6 protein-coding genes are annotated in these 16,733 nt (G+C 64.9%); 3 read left to right on the top strand and 3 right to left on the bottom strand.

Going from position 1 to position 16,733, the window contains the following annotated elements; genetic code table 11:
- The first annotated feature begins 72 nt into the window (after nucleotides 1–72).
- The 3 genes from LOY69_RS15065 (at nucleotide 73) to LOY69_RS15075 (ending at nucleotide 13,996) form a co-directional block, all read left to right on the top strand.
- On the top strand, nucleotides 73–9,084 hold the full coding sequence (locus tag LOY69_RS15065; protein ID WP_265074857.1) for a TcdA/TcdB pore-forming domain-containing protein: 9,012 nt from the start codon (nucleotides 73–75) through the stop codon (nucleotides 9,082–9,084).
- Nucleotides 9,085–9,162: 78 nt separating this feature from the next.
- Complete coding sequence (locus tag LOY69_RS15070; protein ID WP_265074858.1) at nucleotides 9,163–10,680, top strand: TolC family outer membrane protein; 1,518 nt, start codon at nucleotides 9,163–9,165, stop codon at nucleotides 10,678–10,680.
- A 79-nt stretch (nucleotides 10,681–10,759) separates the two neighbouring features.
- Nucleotides 10,760–13,996, top strand: a complete 3,237-nt coding sequence (locus tag LOY69_RS15075; protein WP_265074897.1) for an ATP-binding protein — start codon at nucleotides 10,760–10,762, stop codon at nucleotides 13,994–13,996.
- Here LOY69_RS15075 and LOY69_RS15080 read toward each other — a convergent pair.
- From LOY69_RS15080 to LOY69_RS15090, 3 genes are all read right to left on the bottom strand, one after another.
- On the bottom strand, nucleotides 13,993–14,910 hold the full coding sequence (locus tag LOY69_RS15080) for a LysR family transcriptional regulator (RefSeq protein WP_102879364.1): 918 nt from the start codon (nucleotides 14,908–14,910) through the stop codon (nucleotides 13,993–13,995). The two genes, LOY69_RS15075 and LOY69_RS15080, sit on opposite strands and share 4 nt — an antisense overlap.
- A 20-nt stretch (nucleotides 14,911–14,930) precedes the next feature.
- The gene (locus LOY69_RS15085; protein WP_265074859.1) at nucleotides 14,931–15,911 is read right to left on the bottom strand and encodes a two-component system response regulator; all 981 of its coding nucleotides are present in this window, start codon (nucleotides 15,909–15,911) and stop codon (nucleotides 14,931–14,933) included.
- 123 nt (nucleotides 15,912–16,034) lie between these two features.
- Nucleotides 16,035–16,352, bottom strand: a complete 318-nt coding sequence (locus tag LOY69_RS15090) for a hypothetical protein (RefSeq protein WP_265074860.1) — start codon at nucleotides 16,350–16,352, stop codon at nucleotides 16,035–16,037.
- Nucleotides 16,353–16,733 lie beyond the last annotated feature (381 nt).

Raw genomic sequence — 16,733 nt, forward strand, 5'->3', positions numbered from 1 at the left:
CACTCCGCATATCCATAGGCAGCCCTGCGCAATACGCAGGGCCCGGCTCAAAACAGACAAAGGATCATTGCAATGGCTTTTATGTCCAAGGACTTCACGCGCCTGCTCAATACCCTGATCGACCAACAGATCAAGACGGCAGGGCGGCAAACCGAATGGTTCCACATGAGCGCCGACGAGCGTGCCGAGTACATCGGCCAGGTCGGCGAGCGCCTGCTGGAAATGCAGCAGAGCACCCTGAGCGTGCTGGCCGCCCAGCACTACCAGATGCAGGACAACCCGGTCTCGGTGGGCGACCAGTTGCAGGTGCTGCGACAACGCCGCAAAGAAATGAAGGCCATCGCCGACACTCCAGCCACCCTTGCCTACAAGCAGCAACTGGACCGCGACATCCTGTTGTACAGCCGCCAGGACACGGCGATCAGCCACTATGACAGCACCTGGAACAAGGCCCTGCGGCTGCTCAGTCCTGGTGGCGCCAAGGCCGAGGTCCTGCAAGCCGATGCGCCGGCCAAGCAGAAAGAGCTCAAGGGCCGGATCAACCGCCTGGAGAAGCTCCTGAGCGTGCAGGTTGCCGACTCCACCTTCAGTCAGGCCTACGTGACCCTGTTCTCCGAGCTGCAGGCCTACAAGGAGGTGAGTACTCGCTACAACGCCTTGCTCAAGGCCGCACCGCAGCAGCAGGCCGCGAGCCTGGCGGCACTGGCCAAGCCGCCTCGGGCTTCCGACGAGCTGCCGGTGAACCTGTCACTGCTGATGATGGAAGAGCGCCCGGGTTACATCCGCATGAACGTGGCACTGGTCAATGCCAGTACCGATGGGCGCTTCAAGGACTTCTACCTGGACCACGGCCGGCTGGTGGTGCCCACCGACGGCGTGCTGAATTTTTCCTTTGGCACCGCGGCCCGGTCCCTGGCCTGGCAGCAACAGTACCGGCTCAAGAGCGAGCCGCCGTCCATGCGCTCGCCGACCTATGCACCGATTCGCTCGGTGCTGGTCAAGACCGGGTTCGTCGAGCAGTACTTCGCCAACCATCTGGTGTCGGAAAGCTCCCTGCGTGAAGGCTTCAAGGCCCAGGTGCTGAGCAACGGCCACAAGCTGCTGTTGACCAACGTCGATCGCAAGGTGCCCAACCAGGTCGGCATTCAGGTTTCCGGGCAGTCGCCCGGCACCAGCGTGCCCCGCGAAGTGCCCCTGGCCAGCGCCTTGAGCGAGCTGATCAACCAGAACGCGGACCTCAGCAGCTTCCAGACCCTGGGTGTCGAAGACTATCGGCAGAACAGCTACCACCCGGACCGCGACGGCCTGTTCGTCAATATTCATGAGCTGGAGCGCTCGGTCGGCTTTGCCGAGCACCAGTACCTGCTGGAAATGCCCCAGGGCGACGCTTTCCGTTCGGCGACGCCGTTTGCCCTGATGACCGTCGAGGGCGACAAGGTCAGCAGCAGCCACCTGAGCAAGGCTCAGACCGAGGCTTTGTACCAATACAACGCGGCGTTTTTCGAGCGCCTGGAACAACTGCGCGACAAGGGCTTCAAGGCCAGCCGGCTGTTCGAAGGCAGCAGCGAGCGCGCCACCTTCGTGCAACAGCTGACGCGCTTGCTCGAACGCAACCACATCACCCCGGCCGGGGTACTGCTGGCGCAACACAGCCGTCCGAGCCTGCGGGATATCAAGGGCAACAACCTGAACAAGGTGCTGTGGGAACAGGCCTTCGCCGCGTCGGTCTGGCAGAGCCACGACAACGATCAGCTGCTGTTCGACCTGGGGCAGAACCTGGTGCAGAGCCAGGCACTGGGCAAGGTCCTGCAAGGCGGCTATCTGCAAAGCGACATTGCCCAGGCCAAGTTGCTGCTGGCACCGCTGTATGAACAGTGGCGCGCCCAGGCGATCGAGGTGGAAACCCAGCGCGTGGCCAGCGCCAACGCCGCGCAGCATCCAGGCAACCCGAAGGTGCATGTCTTCGATCAGGTGGCGCTGGAGCGCGGCCTGGACAGCAAACTGCTGAACCTGTTGTTGAGCGGCCCCCAGGGCCTGGCGCCGGCCGACGGCGCCTTGCGGCCGACGGTCGAGGCGCTGTTGTCCGGCGACCAGGGCCGCAGCCTGCGCAAGCAGGCGTTGTTCCATGCCCTGCGCCCCGTGGCCGACAGCTTTTCCAAGGCTGCGGTGCCGGTCAATGCCCATGCCGCGCTGACGCCGAAAACCGGCGCCGACAAGGTCATGATCAACAACCGGCTGAATCAGCCCGACCCCTACCTGATCCTCAATACCCACCCGGAGCAGGCCCAGACCGATAAAGCACTGCTGATCCAGGACGACAAGTACCGCAGCTACAGCCAGTTCCGTCCCGACCCGAACAATGAAGCCACGCGCTACATGAACGATTTGGACACCCCGTTCGTGGGGGGCATCTCCGGGACCACCCAGACCGTCAGCAATGCCTTGCCGGAGTTGCTCGGTAGTGTGCCGAGCGTCAAGCAGTACTGGCAGTTCCAGATGGCCAACGCGGCCTTCATGATCCGCAACGGCTATCACTCGTTCTTCGAAACCCTGTATGTCGCCGCTCGCTATGAGCCCCAGGGGCCGGACAGCATCGGCCAGGACCTGCTGCAGACCTTCGACCGCTACCGTGCCCAAGGGCGCCGCGAGGCCTTGCACGGGGAGCTGTACGACGCGGTGATGGCCCGAGTCCTGCCCATCGTCAATCAAGGCCTGGCGCCGAGCGAGGAGTTCCATCCGCCGCGCTTCACCGACCTCGGCCCGCTGCCCGCGCTGTTGGGGCAGGCCGCCAAGGACCGGCAACTCAAGAGCGGATTGGTGGGGCTCGAGGCCGGCTTCGAACCACGCCAGGGCAGCGCCGACATTCATCAGTTTGCCGCCGACCCGGTGCAGTTCGCCCAGACCCACACCCTCAGCGCCGAGGCCCTGGTCAAGGCGGGACGCTTGCCGGCCCAGGGCAACGTGCAGTTGGTGGAAGTCGCGCCCAAGCTGTATGAGCTCGAATACACCGAGCACAGCGCCAACTCCGTAAGCGCCGCGAGCGCGGACAGCGTGCCGGCGTATTTCCTCGGCTACAACGGGCCGAACCAGGCCAACGCCGCGCCGGCCTATGTGGACATTCCCCGGCAGGCGCGCCCGGGCAGCTTCCTGTTTACCGGTAGCTTGTCGGGCTGCTCGCTGGTGGTGACCCGCCTGGACGCCGATACCTATCGGGTCTATCACGACGGTCGGGTCAACAGTTCGCTGCTGTACGACAACGTGGTGATGGCGGTCGACTACAAGGACTACCAGGTGGCCGGCACGGCCGAGGGCCTGGCTGCGGCGTACATGCAATTCGTCGACGGCCAGTGGCAACTGGTGTTCCAGCGCCAGGAGTACCAGCGCGAAGGGCAGATGGTCTGGCCGAAGTTGCGCGAGGGGGCAGAGCCGCTTGCCATCCAGACCGCCGACAGCCAGGTGCAGGAGCGCAACCGGACCCAGTTCGCCGAGTACCGCGAACAGGTGCACCAGAACCTGAAGAAAGTCGCGAGCCAGTTCGGCGTGTCCAGCGAAGGGGTGGCCGATGGCGTCTACAACGGCGGCGATTTCTCTGCCGAGCATCCGGCCATTGCCGCCTGGAATCGGCTGCGCGAAGCGGTCCAGGCCAAGGTCAGTGCCGACATCGAACAGCTCAGCAACCAGCGCTATCAACTCCAGGAGCAGCGGCGCGGGGCGGGCGACAAGCGCCTGATCGATCAGCAGATCAAGCAGCTCAACCTCACCCAGGATTTCTACCGGGCGCAGTACGAGCCGGTATTGCGTGAGGCCGCTTCGGTGGAAAAGACCTGGCTCTGGCAGCAGATCCAGGCCCAGCAAGGCAGCGCTGCGGTGGTGCGCACCGACGACACGGCGATCCAGGGTGGCGGCGATGAGCGCAGCACCAGCGTCGGCGAGCGCTACGCCATAGCCGAGGCCTATCAGCGCGGGGCCCGGGGCACGGCCTTCAGCGATGGCGTGCGGGATTTCCGCGAGATCAAGATTCCCGGGCTGGACGGCAAGCAGTCGGCCCTGGAAATGAAGCGGCTGTTTCTCGACGGTCAGCTCACGCCTGGGCAGCGTGGCGCCTTGAGTGCTCGCATCAGCGAAACCAGCCAGGCCGAATACATCGACAAGGTGCTGCGCCAGACCGCGACCTTCAGTGAAGATTTCCAGGGCGCTGGCAGTGTCTTCAGTCAGTTGGCGCCCCAGGATTTCTACCTGTCGCTGGTGGGTGACCGCTCCGGCGGCCGCTGCTACCCGCTGGTCAGGGCCATGGCCGTGGCCCTGGCCAATGGCGGCGAGGCGGGGGTCAACAGCCTGGTGCAGAAGCTGTTCCTGGCCTCGGCCGATCCCCAGGCCGGCAGCTCGACCTTGCTCAAGAACAGCCTGATCCGCCTGCATTCCAATGTCGACGCGGTCCAGGCCTCCAAGGCGCTGGGGCAGTTCCAGTTGTCCGACGTGGTGGCGCGGCTGGCCAACAGCAGCAGCGACTCGATGTTTGCCCTCAACACCCAGAACCACTCGATGCTGGTGGGCAGTACCCAGGGTCCCGAAGGCCGTCGCTACTACTTCTATGACCCGAACGTGGGGATCTTCGCCTTCGATTCCAGCAAGGGCCTGGCCAAGGCCATGGAGCAGCACCTGGTGCGTCGCAAACTGGCGGCGCACTACGGCTCGTTCGGCAGCCAGTCGCAGCCGGCCTTCAACCTGGTCGAGATCGACACCCACAAGATGGCCGAGGTGCCGCTGGGCAGCGGGCTGAATGTCGCCGATCTGTCTCGTCCCGAGGAGTTGGCCGGCGTCATCGGCCAACGCCGTCAGGTGGAGCAGGCGGTGGGGGCCCAGCAGCGCGTCAGCCAGGACCTGCGCCTGGGTGCGGCGCTGACCACCTTCGACGCCGAGCAATGGGGCGCGCGCTTCGATGCCGCCAGCACTCGACTGGCCCAGGAGCACCAGCTGAGCAGCCAGTGGATACCGATCATCGCCAACACCGAGGCGCAGCCGGAGGGCGGCTATCGGGTGCAGTTCATCAACCGTGACCAGCCCGAGCAGACCCGCTGGCTGAGCACCGACGACGGCACCTTTGTCGAATTCCGTCGTTTAGTCGATGAGCACATGAGCGTGCTCAGCGAGCACTTCACCCTGGAACACGGGCAGATCCGGCCCCGCGCCGGGGTCAGCGAAGCGGCGCATGTGGACGGCCTGAACGCGGGCTTTGCGGTCCAGACCCTGATCCAGTGGTTGGCCGACAAGAACCGCAAGGACGCAGCCCAGGGCGTGGTGTCACCGGACCTGGCCACGGCCCTGAAGATCCATAGCTACCTGGGCCTGGCGCAGATCGGCCACGGCACCCTGCAAGATGTGGCCAAGGTCACCCAGCTGGTGCAAACCGCGTTGCGCGGCGAGGCCCTGGCCGCCGAGTCCTCGCTCAAGGACTTTGCCTCGACCCTGGGACACACGGTCAACGAGGGCGCAGGCGTGCTGTTTGGCGGGGCCATGGTCGGCCTGGATGCCTATGAGCTGGCCCACGCCGAAAACGATGTGCAAAAAGCCGTATTCGGCACCCAACTGGCGTTCGATTCGGCGAGTTTTGTCAGTGGCGCGGCGGGTATCGGTGCCGGGTTGGTCGGCGCCTCGACCACCGCGGCGGTGCTGGGCGGCGCGGGGGTGATCCTCGGCGGCCTGGCGGTAGGCTTCACGGCACTGGCCCAGGCCTTTGGCGCGGTGGCCGAAGACGCCAAGGCGGTGGGACGTTACTTCGATACCCTGGACAAGGCCTATCAAGGCAACGGCTACCGTTATGACGAGAAACAGCAGGTGCTGGTGCCGCTGCCCGGAGCGGTGGTCAAGCGCCTCGACCTGCGCTCAAGCGAGGTCGGTTTCGACAGCCAGTACATCTACCGCACCCATCACGGTTCCACCGGCTCCGGGGCGATCAACTACTTCTTCTGGGTTGGCGACTTTCCGCGGATGATCCACGACCGCGCCCAGGCGATCGAGGTGCGCAGCGGCATTGGCCACGGCGCCCAGCCGCCCAAACTCGACCACGGCGACAGCCGGACGGTGATCCTGCCGGGCACGCCCAAGTCCTACATCAGCTACGAGTACATGATCCTGCCGGGTGCCACTACCCGGCATGACACGGGCTTCGATGTGATTCGCAGGCTCGAGCAGGACCGGCGCTTCGACTACGACTTCTACATCTTCCCGAGCGAGGAGACGATCCGCAGGATTCACCAGGAGTACGTCGAGACGCCGGTAGAAGTGCTGCTGGATGGGCGCAACCGGCAATTGGTCGTACCGCAGCTGCCCAAGGAACTGTACGGCTACCTGCGCTACGACATCCAGGGCGCCGGCGGCGAATACCTGATCGGTCTCAACCAAGGCGCCGAGGTCAGGCTCAGCAACGAGGCCGGCAGTCAGCGGTCACGCTGGATCATCGACAGCAGCCAGCTGGAGAGCGACAGCATCACGGTGGCCAAGGACCATTTGCTGGTGGGCGGGGTCAAGGTCAGGCTCGATCCGGCCCAAAGTGGCGAGGTGCTGCTGGTCAACGCCAAGGGCGAAGTACGGGCAGTCGATTTTGTCGGCCAGACCACCGACGTGGTCAAGGAAGACGCCAGCCAATGGCAAGTGCCCGGACAGCGCATCGAACAGCACCTCAAGGACCTGGCCCAGGCCCATCAGTTGCACGGCCAATACGTGCTGGTGGAGAACTACAAGCACGGTGAGCGCAATGTCGGTCGGGCGTACTACGACGTCGCCAAGGACCGCATGCTGTTCACCGACACCGATGTGCAACAGGCCGGCAACGCCCAGCTGGGCGCGGTCATCGGCGAGCATGCCTACTTCGTCGATGCCCAGAACGCCGCCGCCTGGCGGGTCGACATTGCCAGCGGCAAGGTCGATGCGCAGTTCGCCCCGTCGTTCAACCAGAGCGCCGGCCAGATCAGCCGGTTCTGGCAAGAGGGCGACGCGGTGTATCTGGCCCGTCGTTATCAGCTCAAGGAACGGGAAGCCGAGCTGAGCTTCCGCATCCTCGGTGACCGGATGGAACTGGTGGGGGTGGTCGGCGATGACTCGCTGCTGCAACTGTCGGCAAGCAACGGTCAGCATGGCAAGGACGCCAAGACCCTGCTCAGTACCCTGCTCAAGGGCTACGAGGCTCAGACCGCCCCGCGCGACACCCCGGTGTACCGCCTGGGCGCGCCCCTGCTGGAGCCGACCGCGGCAGAGCTGATCACGGTATTTGGCCTGGATAACGCCAAAGTCGCGCACCGCTACTGGGTGCGCAGCAGCGATGGTGTGGTGATCAAGCCGAACCTGGCGCCACCGGCCGGGCAGGCGCCGAGTGCCGATGCATCGGGGCAGGTGCAAAGTGCCTGGAAGATTCCGGCGGACCTGGTGTTGGCCGGCAGCCTGGCCCAGCCCGGTGGCCAGGAGGTGTTCTATTTCTACAGCCAGGCGCAGCAGGTGCTGTTCCGCCAGGAAGGGCCGGGGCAGCAGGTGCTCGATGCCGGCCAGCCAAGCGCCTTGCGCCTGACCACGCCGCCCCTGGCCAATGTGCTCAATCTCAACGGCCATCTGCTGGCCGTGACCAAGGACGGGCGCATGGCGCGGATCGAGGCGACCGGGCGCCTGAGCTATGAGGCGGTCAACGAGCATTGGCTCAAGGGTCGCAGTAGCTGGTGGAAGGACCTCGCCGAGGTCGCCGGCAGTAACGCCACCCTGGCGGTATTCGGGGTCAAGGCTGCCGACGGCAAGCGTGCGCTGCCAGTGTGGTACCACAACGCTCAGGTGGTGGTGGCGGCGTCCGCGCTGCAAGACAAGCCGCTGCAGTTTCTCGGCTTCGACGGTGCCAGTGGCAGTGCCCGGCTGTTCGAGCCCGAGAGCGGCAAGCTCTATCTGCAGCCGCCGCTGACATCACAGGCACTGCCGAGCGCGTTTGGCAACGATGAGGTGCTTGAGGCCTCGGCCCAATTGCCGGCCGCCATTGACTGGATGCCCACGCTGCAACTGCGCTCGGCAGTCCAGGTCGATGCCGGCTTGCGCTTGACCACCGTGCAGGGCGAAGTGCTGCTGCGCAGCAACAACGGCGATGTGCAGTTGGTGGCCGTGGACAAGGGCTGGCAGCAGGCACATCTGGGCAATCTGCCCCAGGCCCTGGCGACCGTGGCCGGACAGTGGGGCGCCAAAGGCGTGTTGACCTTGCAGGATGGCGCCAGCCGCGGCTGGTTCGATATCGCCAGTGGGCAGATGTTTGCCAGCAACGGCATTGCGGGCAGCGACCTGCGCTTTATCGGGGTCGTCGCCGGGACGCCGAACTCGGCCTATGTCTACAGCCCGACCGAGCAGGCGCTGTATCAGCTCAAGGACGGCAAGGCACTGCAGCTTGGCCATTACGCCAATGTCGAGCGCATCGGCTCCTCGCTGCTGCTTCAGGGCGCCAGCGGCAACGGTCATCAGGATGATCTGGCGCCGCCGTTGATTGCCGGGGCCGACAGTGTGGTGCTGCACGGCGGTGCCGGGGATGACACCTACCGCCTGACTCCGGCGATGTGGGCGCATTACCGCACGGTGGTCATCGACAACGACGATCCGGGCCTGGCCCTGGACCGGGTGATCCTGCCAGTGGCCGATGGCAAGAACATCCTCGTCAGCCGGCAGGGTGAGGATGTGCAGCTGACCGACACGGGCAATGGCACGGCCCTGGTGCTGCGCCAAGTGCTGGGCAACCAGGCGGCCGCCCATGGGCATTTGCTGATCGAGCTCAAAGGCGATTCGTCGATGCTCAGCGTCGAGCAGCTGCTCAAGGGCTTTGGCCCGAGCGGATCGGCCCGGGACAGCGTGTTCGAGCTGGCCTGGAGCCAGCGCGAGACGCTGCCGGCGGCGAATGCTCTGAGCTCGGCGGCGAATGAGCTGGACTCAGCTCCGGATGGCCAGGGCCCCAGCCTGGCAAAGCTCAGCGGGGCCATGGCGGCCTTCGCTGACACCGGCGGCGCTCGCGAACAGCTGCCGAAAAACCATCAGGCCGCGCAGGCGGTGCTGGTGCCTTCACTGACCTGACCGCGCAGAAGCAACACAGGAGGGGCGCAAAGCCTCTCCTGTCTGCGGCTCCCTCTTTTCCCGGTGTTAGATCCAACCATGAGCAAACCCATGAATTCGCGGCAGCGAGCCCTTGCCGGCTGGCTGCTTGTCGTCCCGCTGCTGGCGGCGCCCCTGGCGCAGGCGGTGCCATTGCCTCGGCAAGACCTGCCACAAGACTCAGCACAGCATCCGCCACCCCAAGTGCCACCCCCTATGTCACAACAGCGGCCCCAGGCGCTGCCCAGTGACCTGTGGCGGGTGTACCTGGATGCCCGGCAGAACAACAGCGAGCTGGCGGCGGCCCAGGCCGATCAGGCGGCCCGCGCCGAGGCGGTGCCCCAGGCCAGGGCCGGCCTGCTGCCCACGCTGTCCGCCAGCGCCGATCTGAATGCCACCCGCACCTCCCTGCAGCAGCCGCGGCAGGACACCCGGCGCGGTGGCAGCAGTTATCAGGCGGTGCTGAACCAGCCGATATTCCGCGCCGATCGCTGGTTCACCCTCAAGGCCGCGCAAGCCGAAGACCAGCAGGCCCAGTTGGAGCTGGCCGTCGCCGAGCAGAAACTCATGTTCGACAGCGCCCAGGCCTATTTCGGCCTGCTCAAGGCCCAGGATGCCCTGGCGGCGGCCAAGGCCGAGGAAGCGGCGCTCAAGCGCCAGCAGCAACTGGCCGAGCGCGGCTTGCAACTGGGCCTGTCGGACCGCACCGATGTGCTGCAGGCCCAGGCCGGGCATGACACCGCGCGGGCCAACCGCATCGTCGCGCAGAAGCAGACCGACGATGCCTTCGAAGCCTTGGACACTCTGACGCATCAGCAGTACCAGGCGATCCAGGGGCTGCGCCACGACATGCCGGTGCTGTTGCCCGAACCCAACGACGCCCGGCGCTGGGTGGACACCGCCGTGCGCCAGAACCTGACCCTGCAGGCCAGCCAGTTCGCCCTGGAGGCGACGCAGCAGACCCTGAGCGCGCGTAAGGCCGGGCACGCGCCGACCCTGGATGCGGTGCTGCGCTACCAGATCGGTGACAACGACAGCCTGGGTTACGGCAACAGCGATATCCGTGGCAACGGCTACGGCGGCAACGTCGAGCAGCGCACGGTCGGGCTGCAGTTGAATATTCCGCTGTTCAGCGGCGGCCAGACCCGCTCCCAGGTGCGCGAAGCCCACCAGCGGATGAACCAGCGCGAGTCCCTCAACGACGGCTTGCGGCGTCAGGTCGTGGAGCAGACCCGCAACCTGCATCGTGGCCTTAACAGCGGTGTCGATCAGGTGCAGGCGCGGCGCCAGTCGATCATTTCCAACCAGGGCGCGGTGCTGGCCTCGCAGATGGGCTTTCAGGTCGGAACCCGCAATATCGTCGATGTGCTGGAGGCGCAGCGTCAGCTGTACAACGCCGTGCGCCAGTACAACAACAGCCGCTATGACTACATTCTCGACACCCTGCGGCTCAAGCAAGCGGTGGGAACCTTGTCGCCCCAGGACCTCAAGGCGCTTTGTGATTACCTCAAGGCCGACTACGATCCGGACCTGGATTTTCTGCCGCCGGAGTTTCCACGCCGGCTGGCAAAACGCTGACAGGGCCTGGCAAGACACCGGGCCAGGGTTGGCGGGCATGGTTTTTTCAAGGTAAAGGGGCGAGCGGTTGTACGGGTTATTGGACTTCTTCGACAGTCACAAACGCTGCTGTTATGCCTTGGGTGTGGTGATCGCGGTCGGCGCCGCAGTGGCGTTGGGCAACTACTACCGGGTGCAGGTCGAAGACGTCTACCGGGCCAGCGTCCAGATGCAGACCCAGGAGCAGGCCCAGGACCTGGAGCAATGGAAATCCAACGGCTTTGCCATTGGCGCACTGTCGATCCTCGGGCGCCACAACCCCTGGCTCAAGCGCATCGTCCTGGAGCCTGCGCCCTCTGCCGAGCTGATGGAACGGGCCACCCAGCCGCTCAAGACCCTGTCCCTGGTGGTGGATGCCAACCATGCGTTTGTCCTCAACCGGGACGGGGTGGTGGTGGCCGCCTACGACCAGCAGGGACAGACGCCCTTGGGGCTGAATGTGGCCTTTCGTCCCTACTTCAAAGTGGCCCTCAATGGCGGCAGCAGTGTCTACGGCGCCATCAGCACCAGCACCGGCACGCGCATGTTCTACATGGCGGTGCCGATCTTCGAGTCGCGTACGCGCCAGGACAAGGTGATCGGGGTGCTGGTGGCGCGGTTTGACGCCGATACGCTCGATGCCAGCTTGAGCAAGCCGTACAGCGCCGATCTGCAGATGATCCTGTCCCCCAGTGGCGTGGTGCTGGCCGCCAGTTCCCCGGACTTGGTCCTCAAGTCCGACCGCGCCTGGCCCTGGAACCGCTTCACCGGGGAGATCCGCCGCCAGTTCGGCGACTATCGGTTTGCCAACGGGGTGCCCGAGCGCTTGCCCTTCGATGCCCACCAGCCAGTGGTCCGGCTGGACGGCCGGCGCTACAGCCTGTCCCGGGTGGATTTCGACTGGAATGACCCGAGCGGCCCCTGGACCCTGATCACCCTGGGCGACCTGGATGCACTGTTACCGGCGGAACAGGTGCTGCTGATCGAGGGAGTGAGCGCCCTGGTGTTCTTGCTGTTGCTGTGGGGTGGCCTGCGGCGTCTGGCCGATGCCCGGCGACACAAGCGTGACGTGGCGCAGATCGAGCAGAGCGAACAGCGCCTGGACATGGCCCTGCAAAGCGGGGCCCTGGGGCTGTGGGACTGGAACCTGCGCCTGGGGACCGTCATCAACAACGATGTCTGGCTGCAGATTCTTGGCTACAGCAAACAGCAGATGGAACAGGCCTTCGGCCATGGCCTGGAGCGCTGGACCGCTCTGGTGCACCCGGATGACTACGAGCCGGTGATGGCCCGGCTCAAGGCGCACCTGAACGATGAAGTCGGCGAATACCGCGCCGAATACCGCATGCGCAACAAAGAGGGGCAATGGCTGTGGGTCATGGACATCGGCAAGATCATGCAGCGCGATGCCAGTGGCGCGCCGACGCGGGTCACCGGGGTGCTGCAGGACATCAGCGAGCGCAAGGCGGTGGAGGCGCAAATCCAGCAATCACGGCGCGATGCCGAGCGGGCGACCCAGGCCAAGTCGGAATTTCTCGACTGCATGTCCCATGAAATCCGCACGCCGCTGAACGCGATCATCGGCATGGCCCATCTGGTCCAGGACTTGCCGTTGGAGCCGGTGCAGCGCGACTACATCGAAAAGATCGACCGCGCGGCCAAGCACCTGATGGGCACCATCAACGGCGTGCTGGATCTGTCGAAGATCGAGGCTGGCAAGCTGAGCATGGAGCAAACCGGCTTTGACCTGCGGGAGCTGGTGGACGATGTGTTGCTGCTGGTTCGCCAGCGCGCAGAGGAAAAGGCGCTGCGGTTGCAGCTGGATATTCCGGCGTCACTGCCGCGCCGTTACGTCGGTGATCCACTGCGTCTGGCCCAGGTGCTGACCAACCTGGTGGACAACGCGATCAAGTTCACCGAGGCCGGCCATGTCTGTATCGGTGTGTGCCTGGTGCGCCAGTGGGATCATCAGGCCCTGCTGTGCTTCAGCGTCACCGACACCGGGGTAGGCATCAGCGACGAGCAGCAGGCCCGCTTGTTCAATGCCTTTGTCCAGGCCGACCGGACCATCAGTCGGCGTTACGGCGGCAGCGGCCTGGGGCTGACCATCTCGAAGAAAATCGTGCAACTGATGCAGGGCGATATCTGGGTCAATAGCCGGCTGGGGCAGGGCGCGACGTTCAAGTTCAGTGTGCAGCTGGGGCTGGCGCCGCCAGTGCTTGAGCAGGGCGGCACCTCAAGCGGCACCGCGCCTGCCGGGCCATCGATGGGCGACGTCGCGGGGCCGGGTCTGGTCAATGCCCCGGCACGTTGGCTGGCGGGGAAACGGGTGCTGGTGGTCGAGGATAACCGTCTCAACCAGGAAGTGCTGCAGGGCCTGCTGCAGCGCGTCGGGGTCCAGGTGGTGCTGGCGGTCAATGGGGCCGAGGCCTTGCGCCTGTTGCTGGAGCAGGGGCATTTCGATGCCGTGCTGATGGATTGCCAGATGCCGGTCATGGACGGCTTCGCCACCACGCGCAAGATTCGTGGCTACCCCCATTTGCAGTCCCTGCCGATCATTGCCGTGACCGCCAGTAATCAGACCGATGTGCAGGGCAGGGCGCTGGCGGCCGGCATGAGCGATCTGCTGAGCAAGCCCTTGGAGGTCGCGGCGTTCTATCGGACCCTGGTGCGCTGGATCGCAGCCAAGGACATACCGCTCGCGCAGAGCGCAGCGCTGCCGGATGCAAGCGTCTTGACCTCGGCCTACCAAGGAATCGACACCGCGCTGGGGCTGGCGGTGGTCAACCAGGACCTGGCTCTGCACCGCAAACTCTTGGTCGACTTTCGTGACGGCCAGCAGCAGGTCATCGAGCGCTTGTGGCACGCCCACGCCGCCGGGGACTTGGCCGCCATCGGCTTTCTGGCCCACAGCCTGCAGGGCAATGCCGGGAGCATCGGCGCCACGGCGGTCAAGGAAGCCGCTAGACAGCTTGAGGAACAGGCGGCCGGGCCAGCAGCGCTGGGGCCGCTGATCGAGCATCTGGCGCAGTGCCTGGAGCCGGTACTGGCCGGCCTGGCGTCCCTGCCAGTGGCGAACGAAGATCTGGCCGCGCCGAGCCAGGGGCTGGACGCGGAGCAGGTGCTGGCGCTGGAGCGGCTGGCCCAGCTGCTGCGCAAGCATAATGCCCAGGCCCTGGCGCTGATTGATGAGCTGTACGAGCAATACCCGTGCGGCCCGCTGCGGGCCATTCAAGAGCGGATCTACCGCTTGGAGTTCCAGCAGGCCCTTGACCTGCTAATGGACTTGCAGGGCTAGCGGCTGTTCTGGCTCAGGGCCTGATAGCGGGCCATGCGGTCAGTGCAGTGCTCGACCAGGCATTGATGCAAGGCGCGCAACGACGAAGTGATCTGCGAGCGGTGCGATACCACCAGATTCAGCGGCGCAGGGTCCGATTGCCAGCCCGGCAGCAGCGCCAGCAAGCGACCGGCGAGCAGGTCCTCGACGACATTCAGCAGCGGCAGGTTGACCACGCCGTGGCCGGCCACGGCCCAGCGCCGTGCGGCATCGCCATCATCACAGCAAAAGTGCCCTTGCACCGGCACGTCCTCGACCTTGCCGGCGCCATGGAAACGCCAGCGACTCTCCGGGCGGCCGATGCTGTGACAGATGATGCATTCGTGTTCGCTCAACTGTTGCGGCGACTCAGGCTGGCCATGTTCCGCCAGGTAATCGGGCGCGGCGCAGGCGATGAAGTAATGCTGCTTGAGCACCGGCAGCTCGACCAGATCCAGCGCCTGGTTCTTGCCATAGCGCAACGCCGCATCGAAGCGGCCCTTGAGCAGGTCCTCTTGCTTGTCGCTCAGCGCCAGCTTGATGTACATGCGCGGCCGCTCATGCTTGAGCCGGGCGAGCATGTCCAGCAGCAAGTTGCGGCCCAGGTCGGAAGACACCGTGAGTTCCAGCATGCCGTCATCGTGGCGCAACGAGCGCTTGCCGTTGGCTAGGATCTTCAACGCGTGCTGGGCACTGTCCAGGTAGCGTGCGCCTTCGGGGGTGAGCTTCATGGTGCGAGTGGAGCGGGTGAACAGCCGCACCCCGAGGCGACTTTCCAGGCGCTTGAGCCCCAGGCTGGCGGCAGCCGGGGTGATCGACATGACGCGGGCAGCGGGGGACAGGCCCTGCAGCTCGGCGATCAGAATGAACAGCTCCAGATCCGCGAAGTTAGGCATTGGCCAGGCTCACCGTCCGTTCACCGGCCAAAAAAGGTCTGTGACGAACTGAGCAAGGCCGCCGACAGCGCCTGCGGGTCGCCGTCGATGCATTGCTCGAACCCGGGCTGGCGGTACAGCTGGCCCATGGCATGCGCATGCCGACTGTGGAGGTCCTCGGGCGCGCTCTGCAGCAGGCTCAGGTGGTAGTTCAGCGCCAGGGCGAACAGACGGGCCGAGAGTGGCAACTGCTCGCCGCTGGGCAGCTCCCCAGGGCCCTTGAGCAAGGCGTCGGCGTGGGTCATTTTCCAGGCGAGGTTGAGGATCGGATCTTCCGGCTCGGCGTGGGCGAGAATCTCTTCAATCAGCAGCCTGCTGTGGCCCAGGGCCTGATCGATGCGGCTGCCCGGCTGATTGAGGCCCATCAGCGCCAGGCAGGCGGCGCTGCGAAAGGCCGCGGGGTCGCGCCGGCTCAGGCTGCTGCGCAGCACAATCGACAGGCTGTCGAGCAGGGCTTGGAGACGGATCAGCGGATTGCCGGCCAGTTGCAGGGTCAATGCACTGACAAAACCGTCGCGCATGTCGCTGCCGGCGCAAGGCCCGGAGGCCGCTGGCAGGCCATGCAGGGGCTTGTTGCGGTAGCCCAGTTGCGTGGCCACCCGGGCCAGTACCACCGGCGGCGAAATCGGCTTGGCGATGTAATCGGCGGCGCCCAGCAGCAGCCCCAGGCGTTCATCTTCGACGCTGCTGCGCGAGGTGAGGAAAATCACCGGAATGCTTGCAGTCGCCGGGTCGCTCTTGAGCGCGCTGAGCACCTGGAAGCCGTCCATCTCAGGCATCAGGATGTCGAGAATGATCAGGTCGGGACTGGCACTGCGCGCCAGGGCCAGGCCGCGCTCGCTGTTCTTCGCCAGCAGCACTTCATACTCGCAGGTCAAGGTTTTCGACAGCACGATCAACGACTGCGGATCGTCGTCGATCGCCAGGAGGGTATAGGGCTTGGGAGCATGCTCTGCGGGCATGACGAGGGGCCTGAACAAAATAGGCCGGCAGTCTAACTTATTTGCGTTATGGGCTCCTAGCGTCCAGCTGCCGCAGTCAGCGCACCGATGGTTTGACGGCCGTGCCCGGTGCTGGGTCCGGCCTCACTCCAACCTGTCACACAGGTGCTCGGCCTTGATGATGGTTTCGCCCAGGGAACGAAAATAGGCGCGCCAGAATTCCACGGCTTCCTGTGCGCTTTCCCGGTCACTCACGCATTCAATTTCGAAGATGTCCGTGCCTTGCAGCGCCGTGCCCTCGCGCCAGACCCGCAATGCCGGATCGGGCGTTTGCTGGATGCGCTGCAGCAAGCTGTTTTCGTGATCCTTGATGTCGTCCAGGACATAGTCGACGAACAGGCAGTAATCAGTGGGGGGGCAAACGCCAAAGACATGGAAACGATCCGTGTTGGGGGTACTCATGAAGGTCATCCTTTTCATGATGGCAGTGTGCCGAAAGCCGATAGGCACGTAGATCGTCAGCCTAATACCGATCTGGAAAATTGCCATTGGCAATTTTTCTGCCTGCCACAAACAGGCCCTTTCGATCCGCTGAAACCGCTGGAGCAGAGCCGCGCCGGGGGCTTGCGTGACGCTGGTCGGGTGTCGCCCGACAGGCCATCCGTCCATCCTGTGTAAAGTTTGGGTCTGTGAATTTGACAGCTCATTTTTGCCTACTACGCTCGTACCGTTGTCTTGCAGCAAGCGACACCAAGCGGCAAGCGCCAGCGAGAAAATACGACCCAAGTAGTGTGAGTAAACAACGAAGCAAGGCATGCACCGTTGTCTCTGGCAATCTTCAGG

It is taken from the genome of Pseudomonas sp. B21-059 (assembly GCF_026016285.1).
GTDB lineage: Bacteria > Pseudomonadota > Gammaproteobacteria > Pseudomonadales > Pseudomonadaceae > Aquipseudomonas > Aquipseudomonas danubii.

Coding starts and splice junctions, on each gene's coding strand:
- LOY69_RS15065 (WP_265074857.1), top strand. CDS start 73: ATGGCTTTTATGTCCAAGGACTTCACGCGCCTGCTCAATACCCTGATC.
- LOY69_RS15070 (WP_265074858.1), top strand. CDS start 9,163: ATGAGCAAACCCATGAATTCGCGGCAGCGAGCCCTTGCCGGCTGGCTG.
- LOY69_RS15080 (WP_102879364.1), bottom strand. CDS start 14,910: ATGCCTAACTTCGCGGATCTGGAGCTGTTCATTCTGATCGCCGAGCTG.
- LOY69_RS15085 (WP_265074859.1), bottom strand. CDS start 15,911: ATGCCCGCAGAGCATGCTCCCAAGCCCTATACCCTCCTGGCGATCGAC.
- LOY69_RS15090 (WP_265074860.1), bottom strand. CDS start 16,352: ATGAGTACCCCCAACACGGATCGTTTCCATGTCTTTGGCGTTTGCCCC.